Genomic DNA, 26,463 nt, shown 5'->3' with positions numbered 1-26,463 from the left:
GGTTCGGAGTGCGCAAACGCTGAGGTAACCATGCCGGTATCAACTTGAGCCGCGGCCCTTTTCAGGACCGCGGCTTTTTGTTTGTCCTGCTTCTGCGCTCTGGCCTCAGGCCGGCGGATGCACCCGGCGCCAGTGCTCGGCGATCTCGATGCGGCGGGTGATCCAGGTCGATCCCTTCGCCTGCACATGGTCGAGGAACTTCGCCAGCGCCCGGGCGCGGCCGGGCCGCCCCACCAGCCGCTGGTGCAGACCGATCGACAGCATGCGCGGCCGGTCGGCGCCCTCGTCCCAGAGCTGGTCGTAGGCGTCCGTGATGTAGCGGAAGAAATCCTCGCCGGAGCTGTAGGAAGCCGGCGCGCCGAACTTCACGTCGTTGGTGTCCAGCGCGTAGGGTATGACCAGATGGTCGGCACCTTCAACCTTCACCCAGTATGGAAGATCATCGCTATAACTGTCGCTGTCATATAGGAAACCACCCTGCTCTACCAGCAACCGCCTGGTGTTCGGGCTGGGCGCGTAGCGACAGTACCAGCCCTTCAGGCGCTGGCCGGTCAGGCGCTCGGTGATCTCGATCGCGCGGGCGATGTGCTCGCGCTCCTCGTCCTCGGTGAGCTCGTAGTGGTTGATCCAGCGCCAGCCGTGGCCGGCGAAGTCCCAGCCGGCCTTGGCCATCGCCTCGGTCGCCACCGGATTGCGCTCCAGGGCCATCGCACAGGCATAGACCGTCAGCGGCAGGTTGCGCTCGGCGAACAGCCGGTGGATCCGCCAGAACCCGGCGCGGGGGCCGTAATCGTAGAGTGACTCCAGGCCGAGGTCGCGCTGTCCCGGCGGGTGCCGGCCGCCCACCACCTCGGACAGGCCGCTCTCGTTCTTCGCGTCGCCGTGCAGGATGTTGGTCTCCGACCCCTCCTCAACGTTCAGCACGAAGTTCAGGGCGACCCGGGCGCCGCCGGGCCATTGCGCGTGCGGCGGCTCGGCGCCGTAACCGATAAGATCCCGGGGATACGCGCTCATGCCGCTGTCTCCTGTGCCAGGCGGGCCGCACCGGTGCCGGCGATCCGGCCCAGGGTGACCGCGGTCAGCAGCCCATTGCCGGAAAGATACCCCTCCACGCCGGAGCCGGACAGACCGACAGCCGCACCGCCGCCGGCGAACAGGTTCGGTAAAACCTCGCCCGCCGCGGTCAGCACGCGTGCGTCCGTGTCGATCGAAAGCCCGCCCTGGGTATGGAACAACGCCCCGGTGACCCGGACGGCATAGTATGGCGGCGCGTCCAGGGTCGGCGCGGTGGTGAAGTCGCGGCCGAACGGATCCTCGTCCCGGCCCGCCGCGGCTTCGGCCGCATGCGCCAGGGTGGCGGCCAGCCGGTCCAGCGGACAGCCGATCAGGTCGGCCAGCGCGGCGAGATCCGACAGTTCGCGGATCGCGCCCATCTCATTCGCGCCGCGATAGTCCTCGTGCCGCATGCCGAGCTCGTGCAGGCGCTGGTCGTAGACGTTCCAGGCGATGCCGCCGGGCTGGGCCAGAACCTTCAACGCCTGCTCGGAATAGCCGGCATGTTCGTTGGAGAAGCGCTGACCCTCCGTGTTGACCTGCACGCCGCCCTCCATCATCAGCGCCCAGGAGATCAGCGCGCCGTGGGGATGGGCGACAGAGCCGTGCCCCTGATAGCTGCCCATCTGGGCCACGGCGGCGCCGAGTTCCGTGCCCCAGCGCACGGCGTCGCCCTGGTTGCCGGTATGGCCGAAATACAGGGCGTCGGCCATTTCCGGGATATAGGTGCGCAGCATCTCCTGATTTCCGCCATAGCCATTGCAGGCCAGGACCAGGGCGTCGCAGCCGATCTCGTCGGTGGAGCCGTCCGGGCGCTCGATCACCACGCCGAGCACCCTGCCCGCCTCGTCGGCGATCAGGTCGCGCACCGGTGCCTCGCAGACGATGTCGATCCCGGCCCGTTCCGCCGCCGCGGCCAGGGAGCCGACCAGGGCGACGCCGGTCTTCTGCGGGTGGGAGTGCATGCGGTAGGCCGTGTGGCCCGGGTAGCGGAAGGCGGTCTCCAGGATGAACGACTGGCCATGGGTGTCAGCCAGCCATTCCAGCGCCGGCCCTGAGGCCTCGCAGACCGCCCGGCCGAGCACAGGGTCGCCCTCGCCGTGGTTCTTCTTCTGGATGTCGCCGAGCATGCGGTCGACCCCGTCCTCGGCACCGGCCTCTTTCTGCCAGCGGGTGTTGCAGGCCGGGATATAGCCGGCCGACAGCGAGGTAGACCCGGCCGGGACCGGATCGCGCTCCAGCACCATCACCTCCGCACCCGCGTCATGGGCAGCCAGGGCGGCGATCAGACCGCAGGCCCCGGCGCCGATGACCAGCACCGGCACATGGGCCTCAGGACCGGTCTCGCGTCGCACGATCCCCATCAGGCCGATTCCCAGGCCGCCGCCACCTCGGCGATGGTGGCCACGGTGCTGACCGGGCGCAGGGCGTCGATGGCGGTACGGTGGACCTGCTCGGAGAAGGCGGCACAGCCGTCCTCCAGCACCACGGTTTCAAGGTCCCGCACATGGGCGTCGCGCACCGTCGAGGCGACACCGCCATTGGTGACGATGCCGCCGAAGATCAGCGTGGTAATGCCGGCTTTCCTGAGAACCCACTCGAGCCGACTCATGTAGAAGGCTGAAAATGCGACCTTCTCTACCTTGATGTCGATCGGCTGTAGTGCATCGACCACGTCGTGGCCCCAGCCGCCGGACAGGAAGTCGCCCTTGCGCAGGAACGGCCGGATCGCCTTCAGGTGGGGCGAGATCATCGGCTCGCCGCCCCGGCCCGGGACCAGGGTGAAGTGGGTGGAGACGATCCACCCGCCCTTGGCCCGGATTGCCTCCGCGAGCGGTACCAGCCGGGCCGGCAGGGCGGCGATATCCGCCGCCTTGGCTCCGCCGCGCGCATAGGCGCCGTCGGGATGGATGAAGTCGTTCTGCAGGTCGACCAGCACCAGGGCGGTGGCCGTCGGATCCGGGAAGGCTAACTCGCCACTCATGACGCTTCTCCGATCAGCACGTTACCGTAGGCGTCCACCTCGCCGACCAGACCCGGCTCGATCAGGATGGTGGTGTCGCTCTGCTCAAGCACCGCCGGGCCCTTGATCTCGGCCCCGGCGGGCAGGGCCAGGCGATCGACGATGGTCGCCTCGTGCCAGGCGCCGTCCACATAGACGTTTCGGGTGCCCCGGATCGCCGCCTCGACGGTGGTGCCTGCCTCCGGCGCGAGAAGCGACAGGTCGAAGCGCGGACGCTTGCCCACTACCGCGACCCGCAGGTTCAGGATGCGCATCGGGATACCTTTGAGTAGCCGTCCGTAGGTGGCGGAATACGCCGCCTCGAAGGCCGCGCCGACGGCGGCCTTGTCGACCGCTTTGCCGGCACCCGCTTCGATCGGCACGGCGACGGTGTGCGTCTGGCCGACATAGAGCATGTCCAGTTCGACCACCGTCTCCAGGCCTTCCAGGGTGACGCCCGCGCCCTTGACGGTCTTCGTGCCTTCGGCGGACAGCCGGTCGATGGCCTCGCGCAGGGCGGTGGCGTCCAGATCGTCCAGCAGGACGTTCCAGGTCTCCACGAAATCCTGGCGCAGGTCGGCGATGGTGCAGCCGAGCGCGCTGGTCACGCCCGGATAGCGCGGGACCAGGGCCTTCTTCAGCCCGACCTCGCGGATGAGCGCGCCGGCATGCAGCGAGCCGCCGCCGCCGAACGGCACCGCCACGAACTCCTTGGGATCGTGGCCGCGCTCGATGGAGACGACGCGGATCGCGCCGGCCATCTTGGCGTTGGCGACCCGGATGATCGCCTCGGCCGCCGCCTCCGGCGTCTCCAGGCCCAACGGGATCGCCACATGGTCGGTGATCGCCTGGCGGGCGGCCGCCACGTCCAGCCTGTCCAGCTTGCCGCCGATGGGACGGTCGGCGTTGATCCGGCCGAGCACCAGATTGGCGTCGGTCACCGTCGGCCGCGTGTTGCCGAGGCCGTAGCAGACCGGCCCCGGGTCGGAGCCCGCACTTTCAGGTCCGACCTGCAGCAATCCGCCGGCATCGACCCGGGCGATGGAGCCGCCGCCGGCGCCGATGGTGATGATCTCGATCATCGGCGAACGGACGACCAGGCCGAAATCGATGGAGGTCTGGGCCGCCAGCGCGCTCTCGCCCTCAACCACCAGGGAGACGTCAAACGACGTGCCGCCCATGTCGCAGGTGATCAGGTTCGGATAACCCGCGACCGAGCCGATATGGGCCGCCGCGGTCACGCCGGCCGCCGGGCCGGACAGGGCCGTGCGGATCGGCACCTTGCGGGCGGTCTCCAGGCTCATCACGCCGCCGTTCGACTGCACGATCAGCACCTGGGCCGGCGAACTCGCCTCGCCCAGCGCCTGCTCCAGGCGGGCGAGATAGCGGCCGAGGGGGGGCTGCAGATAGGCGTTGAGCGCTGCCGTCGAGCTGCGCTCGAACTCGCGGATCTCCGGTACGATCTGGTGGCTGGCGGTGATGTAGTCGTTCGGCCAGACCGAGCGCAGCGCCTCCAGGGCGGCCCGCTCGTTCGCGTCGTTCGCATAGGCGTTGATGAAGACGATGGCCACGGCCTCGCAGCCGAGGTCCTGCAGCCGCTTGGCCGCCGCCTTCACCGCGTCCGGATCGACCGCCTGGCGCACGGTGCCGTCGGCCAGGGTGCGCTCGCCGACCTCGAGCCGGCGGTCGCGCGGTACCACGGGGACGAACTGGCCCCACAGGCCCCAGGTCTGCGGCCGGTCACGCCGGCGCATCTCCAGGACGTCGCGGAAGCCCATGGTGGTGATCACGCCGGTGACGGCACCCTTGCGTTCCAGCAAGGCGTTGGTACCGACCGTGGTGCCGTGGACGACGGTGGACAGGGCGGTCAGATCCCCTGCCCCGGATTCCAGGCCGGAGAGGAAGCCGACCGCCTGGTTCGCAGGCGTGGAGGGAACCTTGGCGACGCGGGCGGTACCGGCGGCTTCATCGAGGACGAAGACATCGGTGAAGGTGCCGCCGACATCGACGCCGGCAATGAGATGGGGGGTGTTCGTACTCATGCTGCTCGAAGCTCGCTGGTCGCTTTTTCGTCGAGGGTGCCGTCTTCGGAGACGACGACCCGGTACCGGTCGCGGGCGGAGGCCACGCTGACATAGCCGAGGCGCACGTCCTCGGCCACGCGGGCGGGATCGCGCTCGGTGGGCGCGCCATAGCCGCCACCGCCGGGTGTCTCCAGCAGGACCGACTGGCCCTTCATCAGCTTGATGCCGACCATCTTGGAGGCCATGGGCGGATGCGCCTCGCCGCCGTCCGGGCCCGCCGGATAGGTGAATCGGTTCAGGGCCGCCGCCTCGCCGCCGACCACGCCGGAGGGTGCATAACGGCCGCGCTCGCCGAACAGGAAGGCGTCCGCCTTCTCCTCCAGCAGCTCGATCTCGTAGACCGCGCCGAGACCGCCGCGGTTTCGGCCCGGCCCGCCGGAATCGCTACGCAGGGCCCACTGCCTGAACATCACCGGATAGGCCGCCTCCAGGATCTCCAGCGGCGGGATGGTGGCCGTGGAGATCGGCGCGTTACCGTGGTTCAGGCCGTCGCCCTCCGGATGGCCGCCATGGCCGCCGCCGAAGAAGCTGAACATGACCCAGCGCCGCCCGTCCTCGCGCCGGTAGCCGGCCAGGGACAGGGCGTTGATGGTGCCGTAGGCGCAGCCGTTCACCCGCTCGGGTGCCGCCTGGGCCAGGGCCTGGAAGCTGAGGTCGATCAGCCGCAGGATGGTCTCGGTATAGCCGCCGACCGGGCGCGGTGCGGTGGCCGCCAGGATCGACTTCTCCGGGATGACGAAGTCGATCGGCTCCAGCACACCGGCATTGGCCGGGACTTCCTGGAACACATGCTTCATCGCCACGTAGCAGGCGGCGATCGTGGTGGAGCGCGCGATGTTCACCGGGCCGAGGCAGGCCGGGGCCGAGCCGGTGAAGTCCAGGGTCAGCCGCTCGCCCTTGACGGTGATCGCCAGTTCCAGCGGCAGGGCCTCGTCGACGATGCCGTCGTTGTCCAGGAAGTCCTTGGCCCGGTAGGTGCCGTCCGGCAGAGAGGCGATCTGCGCCCGCATCAGGGCGGCGGCCCGGGACTTCAGCTCCTCGAAGGCGGTGGCGACGGTGGCGTCGCCATACTCGTCCAGCAGGTCCTTCAGCCGTCCCTCGCCCAGCTTGAGGGCGTTGATCTGGCCGTTCAGGTCGCCGTAGAGGCTGTTCGGCAGCCGCGAGTTGGCCTGCAGGATGTCGACCACGTCCTGGCGGAAGCGGCCGGCCTCGAACAGCTTCACCGGCGGCATCAGGAAGCCTTCCTGGAAGCTCTCCGTGGCCGCCGGGTTGTAGTTGCCCGGCACGTTGCCGCCGACATCGTGATAGTGGCCGACCGAGGCGAGGTAGCAGAACACCTTGCCGTCGCGGAAGATCGGCTGCACCAGCCGGAAGTCGGACAGGTGGGTGCCGCCGTCATACGGGTCGTTGAAGATGTAGACGTCACCCTCTTCCAGGCCGCCGTCGCGCGCCGCCTTGTCGATCACGGTCTTCACCGCGAAAGCCATGGCGCCGACGAAGATCGGCAGGCCCGACTTGCCCTGCACCAGCGTCTCGCCGGTCTCGGCGTGATACAGCCCGTGGGACGCGTCATGCGCCTCAGCGATGATCGGGTTGAAGGCGCTGCGGAACAGCGTGGCGTCCATTTCGTCCGCGATCTGCTCCAGGCGGCCGTTCAAGACCGCCAGCGTGACGGGATCAATCGTCCCCATCGGTTCCAGTTCCTTTGCGAGTTGACGTCTTTGCCACCGTGGCGGCGTCGTACTTGGCGCCCTCTTCCAGCATCGCCGGCGTGCCCAGCACGTCGTTGAGGCCCTTGAGGTCCAGCATCCGGTCGCGCCAGGGCGCGGTGGTGCCGTGCTGCTTGAGCGAGGCGAAATAGGCCTGCAGGGCCGGGACCATGGCCCGCGCCGTACCGCCGGGGAAGATCACCACCTTGAAGCCGTGTTCTGCCATCTGCTCGGTGGAGCGGATCGGGGTCGCCCCGCCTTCCACCATATTGGCGAGCAGCGGCACCCGTGCGGCGAAGCGGCGGGAGATCTCGGCGATCTGCTCGTCGCTCTCCGGTGCCTCGACGAAAAGCATGTCGACGCCGGCCTCGACATAGCGCTCGGCTCTGTCCAGGGCAGCTTCGAAGCCTTCCACGGCGATGGCATCGGTGCGGGCCATGATCAGGGTATCCCGCCGGGCATCCAGGGCCGCCTGGAGCTTGCCGACCATCTCGTCGGCACTGACCAGGCCCTTGCCCTTGAGGTGGCCGCAGCGTTTCGGCAGCGACTGGTCCTCAATCTGGATCACGTCGGCGCCGGCCCGCTCGTATTCGCGCACCGTGCGCTGGACGCTGAGCGCGTTGCCGTGGCCGTTGTCGCCGTCGACGATCATCGGGATGGAGATCCGCTCGCGGATCGCCGTCAGGGTGTCGGCGATCTCGCGCAGGCCCATCAACCCGATATCCGGGCGGCCGAGCCGGGAATAGGCGATGCTGGCGCCGCTGACATAGGCGGCGTCGAACCCGGCCTGCTCCACCAGCAGGCCGGTTAGCGCGTCCCAGCAGCCGGGGGCGAGCACGATCCCCTCGCCCTGGAGCAGGGCGCGCATACGCTCCGTCGTGTCGGTCATGGGTCGTTACTCCCCCGCCTCGGCGAGGGTGACCGCGTTGAGCCGGCGGGTCAGGGCGTTGATGTCGTCCAGTTCCTCCAGACGGAAGCAGTCCTCGTACACGCCGCGAGCGACCGCATCCGGCCAGACCAGGCTGGTCAGCTCGGCGTACTTCCGGTCGAGCTCGGCATCGTCGTACGGGTCTTCGGTGTCGCCGCGGTTGGTCTTGGTCTCCGCCTCCAGCACGGTGCCGTCGGTCAGGGTGACGATGACCCGGGCCGGGCGGAAGTCCGGCATCATGGCGGTCAGGGCCGGATCCTCGGCCACCTCGACCTTGTCGGCGAAGGCCTGGATAGTCTCGTCGAGCACCTTGTCCCAGGTGAAGCTCTCCACGCCGCTGGACCCGTTGATCAGGGTCGAGGCGACGGCGAAGGGCACGGAGAACTTGCCGGCCAGCGTGTTCTTCGGCGAGGTGTCGCGGAGCTGGGCGGCGAGCGAATAGGTCTCCACCCGCACCTTCTGCACCTCGTCGGGGCTGAGCACGCCGCGCTTGTCCACGATCATCGCCAGGGCGTCGAGGGTGCCGTGGTTGTAGCGGCAGCAGGCGTGGCGCTTGAAGTAGTTGCGGGCGATCTCCCAGCGGGAGCCGAGCTCGCGGGTCATCTCCTCCGGCTTCCACTCGGTGGAGATCACGGTGCCCCAGATTGTCGACAGGCCGTCGGCCTCGCCGGTGAAGCCGCTCTCGACCATCTGCCAGGCGAGGATGCCCATCTGGCCGGAGAAGCCGGCGAAGGAGTTCCGCACCGTGCCGCCCTGCAGCATGGTCTGCCGGCTGGTGGCGAGGCCCAGGCTGGAGGCGACGTTGATGGTCTCGCGCACCCGAGCAGCATCGGCGCCGGCCAGCTTGGCGACGGCGACGGCGGCGCCGACGGTGCCCCAGGTGCCGTGCGGATGCATGGTCGGCAGGATCTTGGCGGCAATGCCGATGCGCGCGCCGATCTCGTAGCCGAGGATGGCGGCGGTCAGGACTTCCGCACCGGTGTTGCCATGGGCCTCGCCCCAGGCCAGGGCGGCCGGGATCGCGTGGATGCCGGGATGGCCGCGGCTGTACTGGTTGCCTTCGTCCAGTTCCAGGAAGGTGCCGGCGGTGCCATTCAGGAAGGCCGCCTTGGCCGGCTCGGTGCGCTGGCCGGTGCCGATGATGCTCGACTCCCCACCCGGATTTGGCACCAGTTTCGCCTTGAGGGCCTGTACTTCCGGCTCGCGCGCACCCGCGCCGACCGCGGCCATTGTGTCTGCGAAAACACGATGGCCCCGGTCGACCGCCGCCGGCGCGATATCGGCCAGCGTGGTGTTCGCGATGAAGTCGCAGACCGTATCCAGATACCCGGTCATCTCATCCTCCCATGGTTAGGTTCTTAACGGGCCGACATCATCCGTCGCTCCAGTCGGGAGAGCAGACGGACCATGGGCCACAGCATCAGCAGATAGATCGCCGCCACCGCGATCAGCGGGGTGGCGTTGTAGACAAGTCCCTGGGCCACCCGGCCCATGCGCAGCAGCTCGGGCAGAGCCACGACGCTGGCGATCGACGTCGCCTTGATCAGCTCGATTGTATTCGAGGTCAGGTCCGGCGCCACATTGCGCAAGGCCTGGGGCAGGATCACGTAGATCATCGCCTGCACGCGGGTGAGCCCGGTGGAGCGCGCCGCCTCCATCTGGCCGGCCGGAATGCTCTCGATGCCGGCGCGCACGATCTCGCCGTAATAGCTGCCGGAATTGAAGGTGAAGGCGACCAGCACCGCGGCGAAGGGCGGCACGTCCCAGCCGAAGAACGGCAGGCCGTAGGTCACGTAGATCAGCAGTACCAGCGGCGGGATCGAGCGGAAGAAGTCGACGAAGATCACCAGCCCCCGGTTCAGCGCCCGAATGTGGAAGCTGTGCACAGTGGCCAGGAACACGCCAAAGCAGAAGCCGAGCGGGACGATGGCGAGGCAGAGCTTGATGGTCATCCACCAGCCGTCGGCCAGCAGCGGCCAGACTTCGCGCAGACTGTCCTCGTTGAAGAAGCTGAACTTGATGACTTCCCAGTCGAGCATGTCGGTTCCTCCCCTCACCGCTTCCAGGCGTAGCGGGTCTCGACCCAGCGCGACGCCATGGTGAGCGGGAAGAAAATCAGCAGGTAGCCGATGGCCGCCATGGTCAGCGGCGAGGTGTTGGCGGCATAGGCGAGCGAGGTCTGCGCCACCGTCAGCATCTCTTCCACCGTCACCACGCTGGCGAGTGCGGTGTTCTTGGTGATGGCGATGGTGCGGTTGGTCAGCGGCGGGATGGTCATCCGGATCGCCTGGGGGATCACCACGTAGAACAGGGTCTGGGTGAAGCCGAGCCCGGTGGAGCGCGACGCCTCCCACTGGCCCTTGTTCACCGAGGTGATGCCGGCCCAGTAGATCTCCTCCGCGAAGGCGGCGAGCACGGAGGCCAGCACCACCCAGGAGATGACGAAGGCCGACATGGTGATGCCGACGAACGGCAGCCCGAAATAGAAGATGATCAGGATCACCAGCGGCGGCAGGGCGCGGAACAGGTCGACGAAGAGGATGATCAGCCAGTTGACCGGCCGGATCTGGAACGCCCGCACCATCGCCAAGACAAGCCCGAGCGCGAGACCGGTGACGATCACCGACAGGGCGAGCTGGACGGTGACCACGAAGCCTGCCGCCACGTCCGGCAGGTAGCGGGCCATGATCTCCAGATTGAAGAACTGATCGAGGAAGCGCTCCATCCTGCCGCCTCAGTGCCCGGTGACGCTGTGCAGGAACGACTTCAGCCGGTCCGAGCGCGCATCGGTGAAGATCCGCTCTGGGGTGCCCTCCTCGACCACCAGGCCGCCATCCATGAAGATGACCCGGTCGGCGGCGTCGCGGGCGAAGCGCATCTCATGGCTGACCACCACCATGGTCATGCCGCTCTCGCGCAGCTCGCGCATGACCTCCAGCACCGACCCCACAAGCTCGGGGTCCAGCGCCGAGGTCGGCTCGTCGAACAGGATCACGTCCGGTTCCATGGCGATGGCGCGGGCAATCGCCACCCGCTGCTGCTGACCGCCGGAAAGCTCGGTGGGGTGGTTGCCCGCCTTGTCGGCCAGCCCGACGCGCTTGAGTGCTGCATGGGCCCGGTCCTCGGCCTCGCTGCGCGCCATCTTCTTCACCTTGCGCAGGGCCAGCGACACGTTCCCCAGGGCGGACATGTGCGGATAGAGATTGAACTGCTGGAACACCATGCCGATGCGCTGGCGCACCTTGTTGATGTCCACGGTGCGGCTGGTGATCTCCTCGCCGGTGATCTTCACCTGGCCGCTGGTCGGCAACTCCAGCAGGTTGCAGCAGCGCAACATGGTGCTCTTGCCGGACCCGGACGGGCCGATGATGAAGACCAGCTCCTGCGGCGCGACCGTCAGGTTGACGCCCTTCAAGGCCTGGAAGTCGCCGAACGACTTATGGATGTCATAGGCCTCGACGACGTATCTTGAAGGAATGGTCTGGGCTTGCGCCATGAAGGGACCTCGCGCGGACGGGGCGGCTGGAGCGGGCGGAGAGCCGCCGGCCACGCGAGGCGGCCGGCGGCAAGGGTCAGGGCCTCAGCAGCCGCTGTCGGACGCGGTCTCGTCGTAGCCGGGCATGCCGGGGACGCCGATGCCGGGCTCGACCTTGTAGGCGGCACCGCCCTCGATCGGCTTCTGGCCGGTCCACTTCTCGTGGATCGCCGCCACCGTGCCGTCCGCCTTCATGCACTCGATCACCTTCTCGAACTTCGCGCGCAGTTCGGCGTTGGAGCTGTCGAAGGCGAAGGCGCCGACGCTGCCCGACTTGATGACCAGCGTGGAGGGGACGACCAGCGGGTTCTTCTTCGCCGTCCAGCCGACCACGGTGTCGCCGGCGAAGTTGGCGTCGGCCCGGCCGGCGGCCACGGCGGCGATGGCGTCGGCGTTCTTGCCGAAGCGCTCGATCTTCCAGCCATACTCGGCCTCACGCTCCGACAGGTACTTGTCGTAGAAGTTGCCCTTGTTGACGGCGATGGTCTTGCCCTTCAGGTCTTCCAGCTTCTCGACCTGCGGCGCGCCGCTCTTGATCAGGAACTGGTAGTTCACCTCGAAATACGGTTCGCCGAAGAGCATCTTCTCGGCGCGCTCCTGGGTCACCGTGGTCGGGGCGATGATGGCGACATACTTCCCGGCGGCGAGGCCGGCGAAGATTCCGGACCACTCCTGGTCGACGATCTCGTACTCGATGCCCAGGCGCTTGGCGGCCTCGGCGGTCAGGTCGACGTTGTAGCCCTCCACGCCACCGGCCGGCACGGCCATGACATGCGGCGCGTAGCCGACATCGGCGGCGAACTTCATGGTCTCGGCCGAGACCGGGGCGGCGACCGCCAGGCCCAGCGCTGCGACGGCTCCCAAAATCACAGACTTATTCATAACCAACCTCCGTCTCCTGTTCAGGTTTTGGCGATGCGCTCGCCGTTTGGACGGGCCCCGTCTTGTCGCGGGGTCCCTCAAATCCGTTCCGTCTCTCCCTACTCCCCGGTGTCCCTGACAGCCTGCCAGGCGGCACCGGCGGAGAATGGTGTTCCGGTCACCGCATCGGGCGACCATTCGGCCTCGGCGTCACCGCCGCGGCTGAGCGTCATGGTCAGTCGGTAGAGGTCCGAGCGGTACAGGGCGACCAGCAGCTCGATCGCCCGGCCCTCGCCGTCGCGCACCACCCGGCGGATGCGCAGCAGCGGCGCGCCGACGCCGATTCCCAACCGGTCGGCCACCACCATGTCGGCCAGGGTCGCTGAGACAGCCTGGTCTGCCGTCGCGGGCGTCACCCCGGCGCGTTCCAGCAGGGCCAGCAGCGGGGTGTTCGCCAGGTCCGATTTCTCGAACCGGCGGCCGATCTCCTCCGGCACATGGGTGGTCAGATGGGAGAACGGGTCGCCGCCGATCGACCGCACCCGAACGGCGCGTTGGACGGTCGTGCCGATCGGCAGCCCCAGGGCGGCGGCCACATCATCCTCGGCCGGGGCGTAGCCGAATTCCTTTACTGCGACCTCAGTCTCTCCGCCCATGGCGAGCAGCGCATCGAACGCGCCGGTGCCCTGGCCGGAGATCTTCACCCCGGCCCGGCCTTCCACCACCCGAGTGCCGCGGCCGCGCTCGCGCACAACGAGCCCGTCATTGGCCAGCTCGTCCAGCGCCCGCTTGGCGGTGATTCGGGACACGCCGTGGAATTCCGCCAGTTCCTGCTCGCTCGGCAGGGTGCCGCCGGCGCCGAACTCACCATCGACGATGCGCTGGCGCATGATCAGGTAGATCTGATGGTAGAGCGGCGAGCGGAACCGTCCCAGCGCACCGGCCTCGCCGGCCGATGGCCGCTCCTGACCGCGGATGGCGGCCGGGGACGGGCGGGCCTCACGGCCGGAGCGGGGGAAACGGGACCTCATGAAATGATATAATGATATATCTTTTAGGCGTGGCAATACCCGAAATGCTGCACCTGCTCACATATCCCACGGCGATGCAGCATGGCGCCCGGGACGGGAAAATCCGGGTCGTCGGCGCACAAAACCGACGCGCTCGGTCGCAGATCCGGCGCGGTGGGCAGGGAAAGGCCCGGAAGTCTCTTGCACGGGCATGCCGGCTCGGGTATCACGCCTCTCCCGCTCAGACATGGCCCCGTGGCAGAGTGGTTATGCAGAGGACTGCAAATCCTTGTACATCGGTTCGATTCCGGTCGGGGCCTCCAGAGTGGGAAACAAGGCGACATTCGTCTTGAACCACATCGGACAGGACGCTATACAGCGCGGTCTCTGGTCCCGGGTAGCTCAGTGGTAGAGCGAGCGGCTGTTAACCGCTTGGTCGGGGGTTCGAATCCCTCCCCGGGAGCCATTTCTCCAGGCTCACTTCCGACACACCGATGAATACCGCCGGCCGCGGGGTGTCCGTGGCCCTTGCGGCGTTCCGCGTTCAGGCCCGACCCTCGGGCCGTGGAAGGTCGTTCTGCGGTTCGGCGAGAACCAGGCAGACGAATCCCTCCGGGTCCTCGGGATCGACCATCGGCAGCACCATCCGGTTCCAGTACGGCGCGATCCGGTCACTGTCGACGGCATAGACCTCGCCGAGCCAGGGCCGGCCCGACGTCATCATCTGCCGGTAATGCGCCCGCACCTTGCTGCGTCCCGGTTCGGGATGGTCCTCGACCCAATGCTTATGCAGGGAGCGCCGGGCCGCCCGGGCGGAGATCTCCCCCGACAGACGGTAGTAGAAGTCGTCGCGCTCGGCCCGGTACTGGACGATGTGCAGGTAGCCGACACAGGGCCAGACCTCCAACGGATCGAAGGCCGAGAGGTCGAAGACGCCGTCCCGGGATCGGGACAGCCAGTATGCGTAGAGAATGCGCTGTCGGTCGTTCATCAGCCGCCGCAGGAAGGACCACTGGACGATCCGGAGATCGAATCCCTCCGACTCAGCGGTTCGGGGCAGTACCGGGCTTATGATCGACATCTCGTCCCCTCGGGGCCGCTCTTCCCGGCACAATTATTGGGCTGTAAAGATTAACGACTGCTTACCAAAACCCGAGGCGGAAGGCGGGTATCCGTCACCTGTCATCGGGCCGTCGCCCTGGTGTCCATGGGTCGCCAAACATGCATAATCGTGGAAAGGACAACCAGCATGACCACCGTCCCGCCTGCCGAGGCGCAGAGGGTCGGACAGTGAGTGACAGTCGGATGATCAATCCAAGCCAATGTCGCGGCGCCCGCGCCCTGCTCGGCATCACCCAGCAGCAGCTCGCCGATCTCGCCGGAATCAGCAAGCGCACGGTTATCGAGTTCGAGGGCGGCATCCGCGTTCCCCTCACCACCACGAGCCGCAGCCTGCAATGGGCGCTGGAGAATGCCGGCATCGAGTTCCTGCGCGGCAACGGGGGCGGATCGGGCGTCCGGTTCCGCGATCCGGAGGTCGAGGAGTCGCTGCTGCCCCGCATGGTGGCGCGGCGGTCGTTCCTGGACGGGACGGGCCTGCCCAAGGGCCGGACGGGCGACGGCGAGCCGGCGCGCACGATCGCCATGCCGGCCCAGACCTACGAGGCGACGGAACTCTCCCTGCGCGACTTCGAGCGGCTGGCCTCGCTGGAGCAGCGGCAGGCGCTTGAGCTGTTCCGCAGCGGTCTGGGGCAGGTGCCCGAGGACGTCGCCCGGCGCGCGACCATGACCCGGGTCGACGGCAACCGGATGCTGATGGAATGGCAGGGGTCCGGCATCCAGCTCTTCCCCCGCAACTCCAGCCTGACCGGCGTGCCGTTGTCCGAGCTGCCCGACGCGAATTACGGCCGCTGGGCCGAGGGGCGGATGCTGCACGCCTATCAGGTGGGAGAGCCGATCTTCGAGCTGTGCCACGGCATGGTGGAGGTCGACGGCAACCGAACGGTCTGGCGCTACTACTCGCTGCGCCTGCCCCGGCCGGACGGACGCACCCTCACCGTCACCTCCCGGGCCTGACTCAGACCAGGTCCTTCGGCGTCACGAAACGGCGCAGCTCCGCCTTGCGCGGGCCGAGCGCCGCCCAGCCGGAGGCCGATTCCAGGGTTGCGAGACCGCAGGTCGGAAATTTCACGCCGACGCCGTCGCCGGTCAGAAGCCGCACCGTGTCCTCCATCCCCGGATTGTGCCCGACCACCAGGGCGATCCGGGTCCTCACGGGGATGGTCTTCAACCGGGCGACGAGTTGCCCCGCGCCGACCTCGTAGATCTCACGCGTGGTCTCCACCTTCGCCCCCTCGGGCAGGCCGCCGCGCAGGATGGCGAGGGTCTCCAGGGTCCGTCGGGCGCTGGAGCACAGGATGAAGTCCGGGGCGATTCCCTGCTGCCGGCAGTATACCGCCATGGCCGACGCCGCCCGCTCTCCCCGGGGCGCCAGCGGCCGGTCGTGATCCGGCTCGCCGCCGTCCCAGTCGGATTTGGCGTGGCGCAGCAGGTGCAGGGTGATCATCCCTCCTCCCCGTCGGCGCCGTCCCCGTCCAGCCGGGTCACGATCGAGATCTTCGAATGCAGCGTCCGGTGGACCGGGCACTTGTCGGCGATCTCCATCAGCTTCGAGCGCTGCTCGTCGTCGAACGGACCTTCGATCACCAGGACCCGCTCGATCCGATCGATCTTGCCGTCGCGGGTCTCGCAGTCGGCGCAGTCCTCGGCGTGGATCTTGGAGTGGCGCAGGCGGGTCTCCAGCCGGTCGAAGCTCCAGCCTTCGCGGTCGGCATACATCTTCAGGGTCATGTTGGTGCAGGCGCCGAGCCCCGCGATCAGGAAGTCGTACGGGCTGGGACCGCTGTCCGTCCCGCCGACCGATACCGGCTCGTCCGCCCGCAGCCGGTGGTTCGGCCCCGAGGCGATCCACTGCGGGAACACCCCGTCGCCGGCATCGGAGACCACCACCTCACCCTCCTCGGCGCGGATCGGGGCCGGCGGCGCCGTCGGCAGGAAGCGCTCAGCCCAGCCGGCGAGAACGGCCGCCACATAGGCGCTGTCGCTGCGCCGGGACAGCAGGTGGTCGGCCTTGTCGAGGGAGACGAAGCTCTTCGGGTGCTTGGCCGCCACGAAGATATCGGTGGCGTTGCTGATGCCGACGGTCTCGTCGAGCGGCGCGTGAAAGATCAGCAGATCCCGGCGCAGCTTCGACACCATATCGGTCAGGCGATGGTCCCGCAGGTCCTCGATAAAGGACCGCCGGATCTGGAAGGTGCGGCCGCCGAGCACGACGTCGGCTTCTCCGTCCCGCTCGATCGCCTCCACGCTGCCCTGGAAGTTGTGGATCACGTGCAGCGGATCGGAGGGCGCGCCGATCGTCGCCACGCCCCGGACCTCGTCGATCCGTCCGGCCGCCGCTAGGACCGCGGCACCGCCCAGGGAATGCCCGACCAGGATCGTGGGCGCCTGCAGTTCATCGCGCATGAAATCGGCGGCCGCGATCAGGTCGTCCACGTTCGAGGCGAAGGTGGTATTGGCGAACTCGCCCTCGCTGTGGCCGAGCCCGGTGAAATCGAATCGCAACACGGCGATCCCGTGCTCGGCGAGGCCGGTGGCGATGTGCCGGGCGGCGGCGAGGTCCTTGGAACAGGTGAAACAGTGCGCGAACAGCGCATATCCGCGGGTCGGGCCCGCCGGACGGTCGAGCCGGGCCGCGAGCGTATCGCCCAAAGCCCCGGTGAAGTTGACACTTTCCGTACGCACAGCCATGGTCGATCTCATTGGTTGGCGGGGACTTAGGGGGTTCTACCACATGGCGGCAGAGGGGGAAGCGATAGCCTATGGCGGGCGCGAGGCGGCGCCGGTCGATATTCGCTTCGCCACCCCGGCCGACGCCGACGCCCTCGCCCTGCTCAGCCAGGAACTGCTGGCCTTCTACTCGCTGCCCGTCCACTACCAGCGCTCCTACATGGCCCATGTGATCGCCGACAAGGCATTCCGCGAGCCGCCGAGCGTGGAGATCCTGATCGCCACCGGCGCCGACCGGGCGGTCGGCTTCCTCGCCTTCAATGAGACCTTCGCGCTGGCCAACTGCCAGAGTGCCGTGTTCATTCAGGACCTGTTCGTCACCCGCAAGGCGCGCACCGGCGGGATCGGCCGCCGGCTGATGACCCGGCTGGCGGAGATCTGCGTGGAGCGGGGCGTCACCCAGCTCGACTGGACCGCCGATCCCTGGAACGACAAGGCGCGCAGCTTCTATGAGTCCATGGGCCCGCTGCTGAAGAGCGAGAAGATGTACTACCGCATGCTCGGTCCGCGCCTCGCCAAGCTGGCGGAGCGGGGCGACAGCTGAGCCTCCCTCGTTCGGATCCGCGATCACTGTATTGACCGTCCGGCGCCCGGTTGCCGGTCGCCTGTGCTTTATCCCCGCGTCCCGTCCGGCTAGGCTCCCAGCAACGAGTTCGGCGCGATCCGCGCTGGCCATTGGATGACGGACGGAGACGACCCCATGGACGTGCGTGACGGTTTCATCGGCGCGATCGGCAATACGCCTCTGATCAAGCTCAAGGCGGCATCGGAACGCACCGGCTGCACGATCCTCGGCAAGGCCGAATTCCTCAATCCCGGCGGGTCGGTGAAGGACCGCGCCGCCCTGGCCATCGTGCGCGACGCCGAGGAGAAGGGGCTGCTGCGCCCGGGCGGCGTCATCGTCGAGGGCACGGCCGGCAATACCGGCATCGGCCTGTCCCTGGTCGGCAACGCGCTCGGCTACCGCAGCGTCATCGTGATGCCGGAGACCCAGAGCCAGGAGAAGAAGGACATGCTGCGGCTGTGCGGCGCCGACCTGCGCCTGGTGCCGGCGGTCCCGTACAAGGACCCGAACAACTACGTGCGCTATTCCGGCCGCCTCGCCGAGGAGATCGCAGCGAAGGAGGAGAACGGGGCGATCTGGGCCAACCAGTTCGACAACGTGGCCAACCGGAAGGGCCATTACGACACCACCGGGCCGGAGATCTGGGAACAGACCGACGGCAAGGTCGACGGTTTCATCTGCTCGGTGGGCAGCGGCGGCACGCTCGGCGGCGTCAGCCTGGCCTTGAAGGAGCGCAACAAGAACATCCAGATCGGCCTCGCCGACCCGATGGGCAGCGCGATCTTCGGCTACTACGCCAACGGAGAACTGAAGGCCGAGGGCAACTCGATCACCGAAGGCATCGGCCAGGGCCGCATCACCGCCAACCTGGAGGACATCATCGTCGACCATCCGTTCCAGGTGACCGACGAGGAGGCGCTGCCGGTGGTGTTCGACCTGCTGAAGCACGAGGGCCTCTGCCTCGGCGGCTCCAGCGGCATCAACGTGATGGGCGCCATCAAGCTGGCGGAGAAGATGGGCCCCGGTCACACCATCGTCACCATCCTCTGCGACGGTGGCGCGCGGTATCAGTCGAAGCTGTTCAACCCGGCCTTCCTGCGCGACAAGAACCTGCCCGTTCCGGCCTGGCTGGACGACTGAGAGGACGCACGACCATGACCGACGCACTCGTCACCACTGACTGGCTGGCCGAGCATCTGAACGATCCCAAGGTGGTCATCCTGGACGGCACCTATCACCTGCCGACCGCCAAGCGCGACGCCGATGCGGAGTTTCCGGACGGGCACATCCCGGGCGCCCAGCGCTTCGACATCGACAAGGTCTGCGATCCGGACGATCCCCTGCCCCACATGATCCCGAGTGCCGACGCCTTCGCCAAGGCGGCGAGCGCGCTCGGCATCGACGCCGACACCCTGGTCGTCGCCTATGACGTCTACGGGCTCCAGTCCTCGGCGCGGACCTGGTGGATGTTCCGGCTGTTCGGCCACGACAAGGTGGCGGTTCTCGACGGCGGCATGCCGAAATGGCAGGCCGAGGGCCGGCCGATGGAGACCGGTCCGGCGAAGGCCCGCCCGGCGACCGACTTCAAGGCGACCCTGCGCCCGGAACTGGTGAAGTCGCGCGAGGACGTGCTGGCGGCGGTGAAGGCCGGCGACATGCAGATCGTCGACGCCCGGCCGGCCGGCCGCTTCACCGGCGAGGAGCCGGAGCCGCGTCCCGGCATGCGGTCGGGCCATATCCCGGGCTCGCGCTCGCTGCCGGTCACAGAGCTGGTGAACAAGGAGACCAAGACCGCGCTGGACACCAATGCCGTGGCGGCGAAGTTCGCGGCCGCGGGCATCGATCCGTCCAAGCCGACGATCTCGTCCTGCGGGTCCGGCGTGACCGCCTGCATGATTGCGCTGAACGCCCACAGGCTCGGCCATCCGGGCATGGCGGTCTATGACGGGTCCTGGTCCGACTGGGGCTCGCGCCAGGACACGCCCGTCGAGACCGGGCCGGCCGACGCCTGATGAGCCTGACATTTCGGCCGGTCGCGAACGGCGACATCGACGGCGTCGTCGACCTTTGGGAGCGCTGCGGCCTGCTTGTGCCGCATAACGATCCGCGCCGCGACATCGAGTCCGCCCGCCGCGCGCCCGATGCCGACGTGCTGGTCGCCGACGTGCTGGGCAAGATCGTGGCCTCCTGCATGGTCGGCTATGACGGCCATCGGGGCTGGGTCTACTACGTGGCGGTCGATCCGGGCCGACGCCGCGCCAGCATGGGCCGTCAGGTCATGGAGGCGGCCGAAGCCTGGATGAAGGCCCGGGGCGTGCCCAAGGCCGAACTGCTGATCCGCGACACCAACGTCCAGGTGCGCGACTTCTACGCCAAGCTCGGCTGGAACGAGGAGCCCCGGGTGGTGATGAGCAAGACGATGGCCGGGGCACCGGCGATCGGTCTCGGCACCGTGGAGACGGTGGTCACCTCCCTGGAGATGCTGAACCGGCCGACCCGGCCCTCCCCGCACCCGCCGTCCAGCGTGCGCACCGCCCTGATCCGAGCGGAGCCGCCGACGGTCTCGTTCTACCGCTATCTCTACAACTCGGTCGGCGGCGACTGGACCTGGGTCTCGCGCCGGCTGATGGACGATGCCGAGCTCGCCGGGCACATCACCGATCCGAAGGTGGAGGTCTACGTGCTGTATGTGGACGGCGCGCCGGCCGGGTATGGGGAAATCGACCGGCGTTCTGACGACGGCAACGTGGAACTGGCCTATTTCGGGCTGCTGCCGGAGTTCATCGGCCGGGGCGTGGGTCGCTACCTGCTCGACACCATGGTCGATATTGCCTGGACCGGACCGACGACGCGGCTATGGGTGCATACCTGCGACCTGGACCACCCCAGGGCGATCGGCACTTACCAGAAAGCCGGATTCGTGCCGTTCGACCAGTATGTGGAGACCCTGCCGGATCCGCGTCTCGCCGGGCTGCCCCTGCCGCAGCGGCGGCCGAGCCCGTCGGACACGGTCACCGCCCTAGGGGATGACACGGTGACGCCGATACGCCGCTAGGGCGCCGAGCAGGCTCTCGCGGGAGGCGTACACCCGGTCGAAGCCGGCCCGGCGGATCTTCACGGTGGACGACATGTCGTCCCAGGTAGCCGAGAAGGTCGCGTCGCCATAGGGTCCGCTGGCGATCCGGCCGATCTCCGGCTCGCTCAGCCCCTCCCGCGCCGCCATCGTCCGCCAGGATACCTCGGCGGCGCGGAACGCCTCGGTCAGGCTCTCCGGCTGCACCCCGCCGGGCTCCAGTCCGAAGAAGCCGGCGATGTCCGGCCAGACGTCCTTCCAGCGGAAATAGTCGGCATTGACGATGTTGAAAGCCTGGTTGGCGGCGGCGGGCTCCGTCGCGCACCACTGCATGGCATCCACCAGCAGGTCGATATCGGTGACCTGGGACACCCGGTCGAAATGCCCCTGGGCGCCCGGGAAGGTCAGCTTGCGCCCCTGCTCCCGGCACAGCACCGCATGCACGGCCACCACGCTCAGGATGTTGTGGGGATAGCCGAGCGAGAAGCCGATCAGCAGGTGCGGCCGCGTGGTCGACCAGGTGAAACCGCGCTTGGGTGCCTCCGCCTCCAGCCAGTCCTGCTGGTCGAAATAGAAGTTCGGCACCGGGCAGCGCGGATCGTCCTCCGCCGCCGGCGTCCGGAACGGCCCCACATGGCTGCCATACCATTTGGTCCCATGCACCGCGTGCACATGGGCGAGCGGCGCACCCGCAGCCATGGCGGCATCCACCGTATTCACCAACATCGCCGTGTTGCGCGCGGCCTCGACCGCCGGATCAGGGTCGGGTGCGCGGCCGGCATAGAAGATGTGGGTGACCCGGACTCCAGCCTCGGACAGGGCGGAGCGCATGGCCCCGGCATCGGTCAGATCGGCCGGCACATGTTCCAGCCCTTCGATGCCCGGCTTCGGCGGTGTGCGGGACAGGCCGATCACCCGCCACCCCTCGCCCAGCAGCCGGGTGGCGATGCCACGCCCGACAATGCCCGAAACCCCGGCGATCAGGGCGACGCCCGTCTCCTTCGCCATCTCGTCCTCCCGTTGGTCTTTTGTTTCTTGTAGCCCGAACAGTTAGGGGGCGCACCGGTGAACCGGTACGCCCCCTAGGACCTCCCCCGCCCCCCGCGGGTTTGGTCGTCTCATTCCGCTGCCTGGGCGCTCAGTGTGCCAGGATCTGGCTCAGGAACAGCTTGGTGCGGTCCGACTTCGGATTGTTGAAGAACTCGTCCGGGGTGTTCTGCTCCACGATCTCGCCCTGGTCCATGAAGATCACCCGGTCGGCCACGCGCTTGGCGAAGCCCATCTCGTGAGTGACCACCAACATGGTCATGCCGGTCTCTGCGAGGCCGACCATAACGTCCAGCACCTCGGAAATCATCTCCGGATCGAGGGCCGAGGTCGGCTCGTCGAACAGCATGATCGTCGGGCTCATGCACAGCGAGCGCGCGATGGCCACGCGCTGCTGCTGACCGCCGGAGAGCTGGCCCGGATACTTGGCCGCCTGTTCCGGGATCTTCACCCGTTCCAGGTACTGCATGGCGATCTTCTCGGCCTCGGCCTTGGGCATGTTCTTCACCCATACCGGCGCCAGCGTGCAGTTCTCCAGCACCGTGAGATGCGGGAACAGGTTGAACTGCTGGAACACCATGCCGACGTCGCGCCGGATGGCGTCGATGTTCTTCAGGTTGTTCCCCATCTCGGTGCCGTTGACGATGATGTCGCCCGCCTGGTGTTCCTCCAGGCGGTTGATGCAGCGGATCATCGTCGATTTGCCCGAGCCGGACGGGCCGCAGATCACGATCCGCTCGCCCTTGTTGACCGACAGGTTGATGTCCTTGAGGACGTGGAACTCGCCATACCACTTGTTCACCGAGGCCAGTTCGATGACCACCTCGTCGGAGATGGCGGAGGCGACGTGGACACCGTCGTCGGGGAGTTGAGTGTCGAGGCTCATTGTTCGATTCCCTGTTCTCGTTCGTTATCGGTCCGTCACCGCCGGCCGTAGCCGCCGCCGATCGTCCGTTCGAGATGCTGGCTGTATTTCGACATGGCGAAGCAGAGCACGAAGAAGATCGCCGCCGTGAACAGCAGCGGCTCCGTGTGGAAGCCCAGCCAGGACGGGTTCTGGCCCGCGGCCTTGCCCATCAGCAGGATGTCGTAGAGGCCGATGATGGAGACCAGGGTGGTGTCCTTCATCAGGCCCATGAAGCTGCCGACGATGTTCGGGATCATCAGCTTCAGGGCCTGCGGCATCACGATCAGGGCCATCATCTTCCAGAAGCTCAGGCCCATGGCCTGGGCCGCCTCGTACTGCCCCTTGTTCACCGCCTGAAGGCCGCCGCGCACCGTCTCCGCCATGTAGGCGGCGGCGAAGATGCAGACCGCCACGATGACCATCGCCAGTTTCGGCGGGTTGAACTCAACCGGCAGGAACAGCGGCATCATGGTCACGGCCATGAACAGGATGGTGATCAACGGCACCGAGCGGAACAGCTCGATGAACGCGGTGCAGAACACCCGGATGACCGGCATCTTCGAGCGCCGGCCGAGGGCCAGGAGGATGCCGTTCGGCAGGGCCGAGGCGATACCGATGCCCGAGATCACCAGGGTGAGGAACAGGCCGCCCCAGATCGTGGTCGGCACTTCGACAAGGTCCCAGGTCATGTGGTAGATGAAGGCGATCACGAAGCCGACCGCGAAGGCACCGAGCAGCACGTATTTGTGCAGCCGGTCGTCCTTGTCGGCGAAGCCGGTGATCGAGATCAGCACCTCCGGCAGCGAGCGGCCCAGCAGATAGCAGAGGGCGACGTGCAGCCAGACCGCCACGAACAGGGTCAGGGCGATGGCCGCCATCACGTTCAGGAAGATGCCGGTCTCACCGCCGATGAACAGCGAGGCGGCGAGGAACGGGAAGGTCAGGACGGCGGACATGCCGACCTGGATCTTGCCGGTCACCTTGGGCAGCCAGAACGGGATCAGCCAGAGCAGGAGGACGATGCCGCCGAGATTGACGCGCCACTGCTCCTCGTCGGGGTAGCGGCCGTACATCATGCTGTTGAACCAGACGCTGATGCCCGCCCAGCAGGCCCCTTCGCCCAGGTTGATGTCCAGGCACTCGCGGTAGGTCTCCGCCGTCCAGACCGCGTTGAGGATGCCGTATTCGATGGCGAACTCGACGATCAGGTACAGGACGTAGATGCCCAGCAGGGTCAGGATCGTGTCGACGGGGCCGCCGAACAGGTTCTTCCGCAGCCAGCCGATGACGCCGACCGTGTTCGCGGGCGGCGGCAGGCTCGGTTTCGGTCGGAAGGCGGTGTCGGATTGGGTCGCATCCGTCATGGTCACCGCTCCTTAATCTGAACGAGTTTGTTGTAGTAGTTCAGCGCCGCCGAGATGGTCAGGCTGACGGTCATGTAGAACAGCATCACCATGGCGACGATCTCGATGGCGTGGCCGGACTGGTTCAGCGAGGTCTGCATGAAGACCGCGACGAGGTCCGGATAGCCGATGGCGATGGCCAGGGACGAGTTCTTCACCACGTTCATCCAGTTGCTGATCATCGGCGGCACGACCGCGCGCATGGCCTGCGGGATGACGACGAGGCGCAGCGTCCAGCTCGGCTTCAGCCCGAGGGAATACGACGCCTCGGTCTGGCCGTGGCTCACCGACAGGATGCCGGCGCGTACCGCTTCGGCCATGAAGACCGTGTGGTACAGCACGAGGGCGAACAGCAGGGCGCAGAAGGCCCGGGGCACATCGGTGCCGCCCTGGAAGTTGAAGCCCTTCAGTGCCGGATAGTCGAAGCTCAGCGGCGCACCGAGGGCCACGAAGGTGACGAGCGGCAGACCCAGGACAAGAGCGAGGCCGACCCAGAGGGCCGGGAAGCGTTCGCCCGTCGCCATCTGCCGCTTCGCCGCCCAGACGGCGACCGCATAGGCGACGACGATGCCGATCACCGCCATGACGACGACCATCATGAAACCGTCGCCGGGTACGGGGGCCGGGACGTAGAGGCCGCGGTTGTTCAGGAAGAACATATCCGCGAAGCCCAGGCTGTCATTGGGCCGCGGCAGGGCAGCCGATAGGGTGAACCAGAACAGGATGTGCAGCAGCAGCGGGACGTTCCGCATCACCTCGACATAGGCCGAGGCCAGCTTGGCGATGACGAAGTTGCTGGACAGCCGCATGACGCCGACGATGAAGCCGAACAGCGTCGTGGCGATGATGGCGAAGAATGAGACGATCAGCGTGTTGGCGATGCCGACCAGAAAGACGTCGAAATAGGTGTCGCCGGGCTGGTAGTCGATGATCGACCACGCGATCGAGAAGCCCGCAGTCGATCCAAGAAATCCGAAACCGGCGGACATGCCGCGAGCCTGCAGATTCTCGGCCGTGTTGGTGATCAGATAGTTCGCCGTCCAGATCACGGCGATCGCGACGATCACCTGGTAGAAGATGGAGCGATATCTTTCGTCGTTGACGATCTCAGTTAAGGATCGCCCGCCCCTGCGTGGGCCAGCCTTTTCGACCACGGCCATCGCCAAGCCCTCCGAACCGATAAATTTTCAAACGAAAGCAAACGGTGCCCGGCCGAGGGTTCGACCGGGCACCGAAGCAATCAGACGATCACCGGAACGGCGGGGAGTACATCAGACCGCCCTTGGTCCACAGGTCGTTGACCGACCCGGCCCGCGGGATGTTCATGACGGTCTTCGGACCCATGTGCTCCTCATAGATCTCCGCGAAGTTGCCCACCATCTTGACGATGTTGTAGGCCCACTCCGGCTCCAGGCCGAGACCCTTGTTCAGGTCGCCCTCGACGCCAAGCATGCGCTTGACTTCCGGATTGGCGCTGTTGGCCTTCATCTCGTCGACGTTGCCGGAATTCAGGCCCAGCTCCTCGGCGTTGATCATGGCGAACAGGGACCACATCACGATGTCGTTCCACTGGCTGTCGTTCTGACGAACGACGGGGCCCAGCGGCTCCTTCGAGATGGTCTCCGGCAGGATGGTGAAGATCGACTGGTCCGGCGCCTTGGCGCGGGTCGAGGCGAGGCTCGACTTGTCGTTGGTGATGGCGTCGCAGCCGCCCGAGAAGAAGGTGCTGTCGCGGACGTTGCTGTCCTCGAACACGACCGGCTGGATATCCAGGTTGTTGGTCCGGCTGTAGTCGGTCAGGTTCAGTTCGGTGGTGGTGCCGGTCAGCACGCAAACCGTCGCACCCGCCAGCTCCATGGAGCTGTTCACGCCGAGGTCGTTGGTGACCATGAAGCCCTGGCCGTCATAGAAGTTCACCGTGGTGAAATCCAGGCCGAGCTGGGTGTCGCGGAACAGGGTCCACGTGGTGGTGCGCGACAGCATGTCGGACTCGCCGTTCGCCATCGCGGTGAACCGGACGGCGGAGGTCACCGACTGGTACTCGATCTTGTCGGGGTCGCCGAAGATCGCCGCGGAAACCGCGCGGCAGTTCTCGACGTCGAAACCGGACCACTTGCCGTCATCGGACAGCGCGTAGAAGCCCGGTGCCGGAGTACCGACCTGGCAGCGCAGAATGCCGCGGTTCTTGACGATCTCCAGCGTGCTGTCCTGTGCCAGGACCGGCTCGGGAGTAAACGCGAGGCTTGCCAGGAACCCCGCGCCCAGAGCCAAAAGGCTGACCTTCTTCATGATGTGAAACCCACCCAGGTTATCGTTGTAACTGGATCGACCGTTGCGATCCCGGACCCCGGTCTTCGCAAAGACCTTGCCAGGACGGCATTGACCGAATTCCGCGACTTTTTGCCCCCCGACACGCCAGACAATTGCCCAAAAGACG

The 26,463-nt window shown here is 67.3% G+C and carries 25 protein-coding genes and 2 tRNA genes; 7 read left to right on the top strand and 20 right to left on the bottom strand.

Annotation, left to right across the window (positions count from 1 at the left end):
• Nucleotides 1-105: 105 nt before the first annotated feature.
• From puuE to ACOQOP_RS06455, 12 genes are all read right to left on the bottom strand, one after another.
• Nucleotides 106-1,014 carry an allantoinase PuuE gene (gene puuE, locus ACOQOP_RS06510; RefSeq protein ID WP_420565512.1) on the bottom strand — a complete coding sequence of 303 codons (909 nt, stop codon included), beginning with the start codon at nt 1,012-1,014 and terminating at the stop codon, nt 106-108.
• Complete coding sequence (locus ACOQOP_RS06505) at nt 1,011-2,417, bottom strand: FAD-dependent oxidoreductase (RefSeq protein WP_420565511.1); 1,407 nt, start codon at nt 2,415-2,417, stop codon at nt 1,011-1,013. The genes puuE and ACOQOP_RS06505 overlap by 4 nt, the downstream gene beginning before the upstream one ends.
• Nucleotides 2,417-3,037, bottom strand: coding sequence for a cysteine hydrolase family protein (locus ACOQOP_RS06500; RefSeq protein WP_420565510.1), 621 nt, complete (start codon nt 3,035-3,037; stop codon nt 2,417-2,419). Before ACOQOP_RS06500 ends, ACOQOP_RS06505 begins: the two co-directional genes overlap by 1 nt.
• Nucleotides 3,034-5,097: a hydantoinase/oxoprolinase family protein gene (locus ACOQOP_RS06495; protein WP_420565509.1), complete on the bottom strand. Its 2,064-nt coding sequence runs from the start codon at nt 5,095-5,097 to the stop codon at nt 3,034-3,036. Before ACOQOP_RS06495 ends, ACOQOP_RS06500 begins: the two co-directional genes overlap by 4 nt.
• Nucleotides 5,094-6,830: a hydantoinase B/oxoprolinase family protein gene (locus tag ACOQOP_RS06490; protein WP_420565508.1), complete on the bottom strand. Its 1,737-nt coding sequence runs from the start codon at nt 6,828-6,830 to the stop codon at nt 5,094-5,096. The genes ACOQOP_RS06495 and ACOQOP_RS06490 overlap by 4 nt, the downstream gene beginning before the upstream one ends.
• The gene (locus tag ACOQOP_RS06485) at nt 6,817-7,737 is read right to left on the bottom strand and encodes an isocitrate lyase/PEP mutase family protein (protein WP_420565507.1); all 921 of its coding nucleotides are present in this window, start codon (nt 7,735-7,737) and stop codon (nt 6,817-6,819) included. Before ACOQOP_RS06485 ends, ACOQOP_RS06490 begins: the two co-directional genes overlap by 14 nt.
• 6 nt (nt 7,738-7,743) lie before the next feature.
• The gene (locus ACOQOP_RS06480; protein ID WP_420565506.1) at nt 7,744-9,111 is read right to left on the bottom strand and encodes an MmgE/PrpD family protein; all 1,368 of its coding nucleotides are present in this window, start codon (nt 9,109-9,111) and stop codon (nt 7,744-7,746) included.
• A 23-nt stretch (nt 9,112-9,134) separates the two neighbouring features.
• On the bottom strand, nt 9,135-9,815 hold the full coding sequence (locus ACOQOP_RS06475) for an amino acid ABC transporter permease (RefSeq protein WP_420565505.1): 681 nt from the start codon (nt 9,813-9,815) through the stop codon (nt 9,135-9,137).
• 14 nt (nt 9,816-9,829) lie between these two features.
• On the bottom strand, nt 9,830-10,501 hold the full coding sequence (locus tag ACOQOP_RS06470; RefSeq protein WP_420565504.1) for an amino acid ABC transporter permease: 672 nt from the start codon (nt 10,499-10,501) through the stop codon (nt 9,830-9,832).
• 9 nt (nt 10,502-10,510) lie between these two features.
• Nucleotides 10,511-11,272 (bottom strand): amino acid ABC transporter ATP-binding protein, encoded by a 762-nt coding sequence (locus tag ACOQOP_RS06465; protein ID WP_420565503.1) that lies wholly within the window; start codon nt 11,270-11,272, stop codon nt 10,511-10,513.
• 84 nt (nt 11,273-11,356) lie between these two features.
• Complete coding sequence (locus tag ACOQOP_RS06460) at nt 11,357-12,193, bottom strand: transporter substrate-binding domain-containing protein (RefSeq protein WP_420565502.1); 837 nt, start codon at nt 12,191-12,193, stop codon at nt 11,357-11,359.
• A 98-nt stretch (nt 12,194-12,291) separates the two neighbouring features.
• Nucleotides 12,292-13,203 (bottom strand): GntR family transcriptional regulator, encoded by a 912-nt coding sequence (locus ACOQOP_RS06455; protein ID WP_420565501.1) that lies wholly within the window; start codon nt 13,201-13,203, stop codon nt 12,292-12,294.
• Nucleotides 13,204-13,431: 228 nt separating this feature from the next.
• On the opposite strand from ACOQOP_RS06455, the gene ACOQOP_RS06450 reads away from it, so the two are divergent.
• Nucleotides 13,432-13,505, top strand: a tRNA-Cys gene (locus tag ACOQOP_RS06450).
• A gap of 68 nt (nt 13,506-13,573) precedes the next feature.
• Nucleotides 13,574-13,648, top strand: a tRNA-Asn gene (locus ACOQOP_RS06445).
• Between the two features lie 78 nt (nt 13,649-13,726).
• Here ACOQOP_RS06445 and ACOQOP_RS06440 read toward each other — a convergent pair.
• Entirely contained in the window at nt 13,727-14,263 is a 537-nt protein-coding gene (locus ACOQOP_RS06440; RefSeq protein ID WP_420565500.1) for a hypothetical protein, read from the bottom strand.
• A 224-nt stretch (nt 14,264-14,487) separates the two neighbouring features.
• On the opposite strand from ACOQOP_RS06440, the gene ACOQOP_RS06435 reads away from it, so the two are divergent.
• Nucleotides 14,488-15,258 carry a helix-turn-helix transcriptional regulator gene (locus ACOQOP_RS06435; RefSeq protein WP_420565499.1) on the top strand — a complete coding sequence of 257 codons (771 nt, stop codon included), beginning with the start codon at nt 14,488-14,490 and terminating at the stop codon, nt 15,256-15,258.
• A gap of 1 nt (nt 15,259) precedes the next feature.
• Here the strand turns inward: ACOQOP_RS06435 and ACOQOP_RS06430 are convergent, their stop codons facing one another.
• Complete coding sequence (locus ACOQOP_RS06430) at nt 15,260-15,748, bottom strand: SixA phosphatase family protein (RefSeq protein ID WP_420565498.1); 489 nt, start codon at nt 15,746-15,748, stop codon at nt 15,260-15,262.
• On the bottom strand, nt 15,745-16,992 hold the full coding sequence (locus ACOQOP_RS06425; protein WP_420565497.1) for an alpha/beta fold hydrolase: 1,248 nt from the start codon (nt 16,990-16,992) through the stop codon (nt 15,745-15,747). Before ACOQOP_RS06425 ends, ACOQOP_RS06430 begins: the two co-directional genes overlap by 4 nt.
• Nucleotides 16,993-17,035: 43 nt before the next feature.
• On the opposite strand from ACOQOP_RS06425, the gene ACOQOP_RS06420 reads away from it, so the two are divergent.
• From ACOQOP_RS06420 to ACOQOP_RS06405, 4 genes are all read left to right on the top strand, one after another.
• Nucleotides 17,036-17,575 (top strand): GNAT family N-acetyltransferase, encoded by a 540-nt coding sequence (locus ACOQOP_RS06420; RefSeq protein WP_420565496.1) that lies wholly within the window; start codon nt 17,036-17,038, stop codon nt 17,573-17,575.
• A gap of 156 nt (nt 17,576-17,731) precedes the next feature.
• Nucleotides 17,732-18,736 carry a cysteine synthase A gene (locus ACOQOP_RS06415; protein ID WP_420565495.1) on the top strand — a complete coding sequence of 335 codons (1,005 nt, stop codon included), beginning with the start codon at nt 17,732-17,734 and terminating at the stop codon, nt 18,734-18,736.
• A 14-nt stretch (nt 18,737-18,750) separates the two neighbouring features.
• Entirely contained in the window at nt 18,751-19,608 is an 858-nt protein-coding gene (gene sseA, locus ACOQOP_RS06410; protein ID WP_420565494.1) for a 3-mercaptopyruvate sulfurtransferase, read from the top strand.
• Nucleotides 19,608-20,651: a GNAT family acetyltransferase gene (locus tag ACOQOP_RS06405; protein WP_420565493.1), complete on the top strand. Its 1,044-nt coding sequence runs from the start codon at nt 19,608-19,610 to the stop codon at nt 20,649-20,651. Before sseA ends, ACOQOP_RS06405 begins: the two co-directional genes overlap by 1 nt.
• Here the strand turns inward: ACOQOP_RS06405 and ACOQOP_RS06400 are convergent.
• The 5 genes from ACOQOP_RS06400 to ACOQOP_RS06380 form a co-directional block, all read right to left on the bottom strand.
• Complete coding sequence (locus tag ACOQOP_RS06400; protein ID WP_420565492.1) at nt 20,616-21,677, bottom strand: SDR family oxidoreductase; 1,062 nt, start codon at nt 21,675-21,677, stop codon at nt 20,616-20,618. The two genes, ACOQOP_RS06405 and ACOQOP_RS06400, sit on opposite strands and share 36 nt — an antisense overlap.
• Nucleotides 21,678-21,807: 130 nt before the next feature.
• The gene (locus ACOQOP_RS06395) at nt 21,808-22,602 is read right to left on the bottom strand and encodes an amino acid ABC transporter ATP-binding protein (protein WP_420565491.1); all 795 of its coding nucleotides are present in this window, start codon (nt 22,600-22,602) and stop codon (nt 21,808-21,810) included.
• 35 nt (nt 22,603-22,637) lie between these two features.
• Nucleotides 22,638-23,987 (bottom strand): amino acid ABC transporter permease, encoded by a 1,350-nt coding sequence (locus ACOQOP_RS06390; RefSeq protein ID WP_420565490.1) that lies wholly within the window; start codon nt 23,985-23,987, stop codon nt 22,638-22,640.
• A 2-nt stretch (nt 23,988-23,989) separates the two neighbouring features.
• Entirely contained in the window at nt 23,990-25,186 is a 1,197-nt protein-coding gene (locus ACOQOP_RS06385; protein ID WP_420565489.1) for an amino acid ABC transporter permease, read from the bottom strand.
• A gap of 88 nt (nt 25,187-25,274) precedes the next feature.
• Nucleotides 25,275-26,315, bottom strand: coding sequence for an amino acid ABC transporter substrate-binding protein (locus tag ACOQOP_RS06380; protein ID WP_420565488.1), 1,041 nt, complete (start codon nt 26,313-26,315; stop codon nt 25,275-25,277).
• Nucleotides 26,316-26,463 lie beyond the last annotated feature (148 nt).

The sequence above is a fragment of the Thalassobaculum sp. genome (assembly GCF_965223715.1).
Taxonomy (GTDB): Bacteria; Pseudomonadota; Alphaproteobacteria; order Thalassobaculales; family Thalassobaculaceae; genus Thalassobaculum.
This window is presented reverse-complemented; position numbering and strand designations above follow the sequence as displayed.

Coding starts and splice junctions, on each gene's coding strand:
- puuE (WP_420565512.1), bottom strand. CDS start 1,014: ATGAGCGCGTATCCCCGGGATCTTATCGGTTACGGCGCCGAGCCGCCG.
- ACOQOP_RS06505 (WP_420565511.1), bottom strand. CDS start 2,417: ATGGGGATCGTGCGACGCGAGACCGGTCCTGAGGCCCATGTGCCGGTG.
- ACOQOP_RS06500 (WP_420565510.1), bottom strand. CDS start 3,037: ATGAGTGGCGAGTTAGCCTTCCCGGATCCGACGGCCACCGCCCTGGTG.
- ACOQOP_RS06495 (WP_420565509.1), bottom strand. CDS start 5,097: ATGAGTACGAACACCCCCCATCTCATTGCCGGCGTCGATGTCGGCGGC.
- ACOQOP_RS06490 (WP_420565508.1), bottom strand. CDS start 6,830: ATGGGGACGATTGATCCCGTCACGCTGGCGGTCTTGAACGGCCGCCTG.
- ACOQOP_RS06485 (WP_420565507.1), bottom strand. CDS start 7,737: ATGACCGACACGACGGAGCGTATGCGCGCCCTGCTCCAGGGCGAGGGG.
- ACOQOP_RS06480 (WP_420565506.1), bottom strand. CDS start 9,111: ATGACCGGGTATCTGGATACGGTCTGCGACTTCATCGCGAACACCACG.
- ACOQOP_RS06475 (WP_420565505.1), bottom strand. CDS start 9,815: ATGCTCGACTGGGAAGTCATCAAGTTCAGCTTCTTCAACGAGGACAGT.
- ACOQOP_RS06470 (WP_420565504.1), bottom strand. CDS start 10,501: ATGGAGCGCTTCCTCGATCAGTTCTTCAATCTGGAGATCATGGCCCGC.
- ACOQOP_RS06465 (WP_420565503.1), bottom strand. CDS start 11,272: ATGGCGCAAGCCCAGACCATTCCTTCAAGATACGTCGTCGAGGCCTAT.
- ACOQOP_RS06460 (WP_420565502.1), bottom strand. CDS start 12,193: ATGAATAAGTCTGTGATTTTGGGAGCCGTCGCAGCGCTGGGCCTGGCG.
- ACOQOP_RS06455 (WP_420565501.1), bottom strand. CDS start 13,203: ATGAGGTCCCGTTTCCCCCGCTCCGGCCGTGAGGCCCGCCCGTCCCCG.
- ACOQOP_RS06440 (WP_420565500.1), bottom strand. CDS start 14,263: ATGTCGATCATAAGCCCGGTACTGCCCCGAACCGCTGAGTCGGAGGGA.
- ACOQOP_RS06435 (WP_420565499.1), top strand. CDS start 14,488: ATGATCAATCCAAGCCAATGTCGCGGCGCCCGCGCCCTGCTCGGCATC.
- ACOQOP_RS06430 (WP_420565498.1), bottom strand. CDS start 15,748: ATGATCACCCTGCACCTGCTGCGCCACGCCAAATCCGACTGGGACGGC.
- ACOQOP_RS06425 (WP_420565497.1), bottom strand. CDS start 16,992: ATGGCTGTGCGTACGGAAAGTGTCAACTTCACCGGGGCTTTGGGCGAT.
- ACOQOP_RS06420 (WP_420565496.1), top strand. CDS start 17,036: ATGGCGGCAGAGGGGGAAGCGATAGCCTATGGCGGGCGCGAGGCGGCG.
- ACOQOP_RS06415 (WP_420565495.1), top strand. CDS start 17,732: ATGGACGTGCGTGACGGTTTCATCGGCGCGATCGGCAATACGCCTCTG.
- sseA (WP_420565494.1), top strand. CDS start 18,751: ATGACCGACGCACTCGTCACCACTGACTGGCTGGCCGAGCATCTGAAC.
- ACOQOP_RS06405 (WP_420565493.1), top strand. CDS start 19,608: ATGAGCCTGACATTTCGGCCGGTCGCGAACGGCGACATCGACGGCGTC.
- ACOQOP_RS06400 (WP_420565492.1), bottom strand. CDS start 21,677: ATGGCGAAGGAGACGGGCGTCGCCCTGATCGCCGGGGTTTCGGGCATT.
- ACOQOP_RS06395 (WP_420565491.1), bottom strand. CDS start 22,602: ATGAGCCTCGACACTCAACTCCCCGACGACGGTGTCCACGTCGCCTCC.
- ACOQOP_RS06390 (WP_420565490.1), bottom strand. CDS start 23,987: ATGACGGATGCGACCCAATCCGACACCGCCTTCCGACCGAAACCGAGC.
- ACOQOP_RS06385 (WP_420565489.1), bottom strand. CDS start 25,186: ATGGCCGTGGTCGAAAAGGCTGGCCCACGCAGGGGCGGGCGATCCTTA.
- ACOQOP_RS06380 (WP_420565488.1), bottom strand. CDS start 26,315: ATGAAGAAGGTCAGCCTTTTGGCTCTGGGCGCGGGGTTCCTGGCAAGC.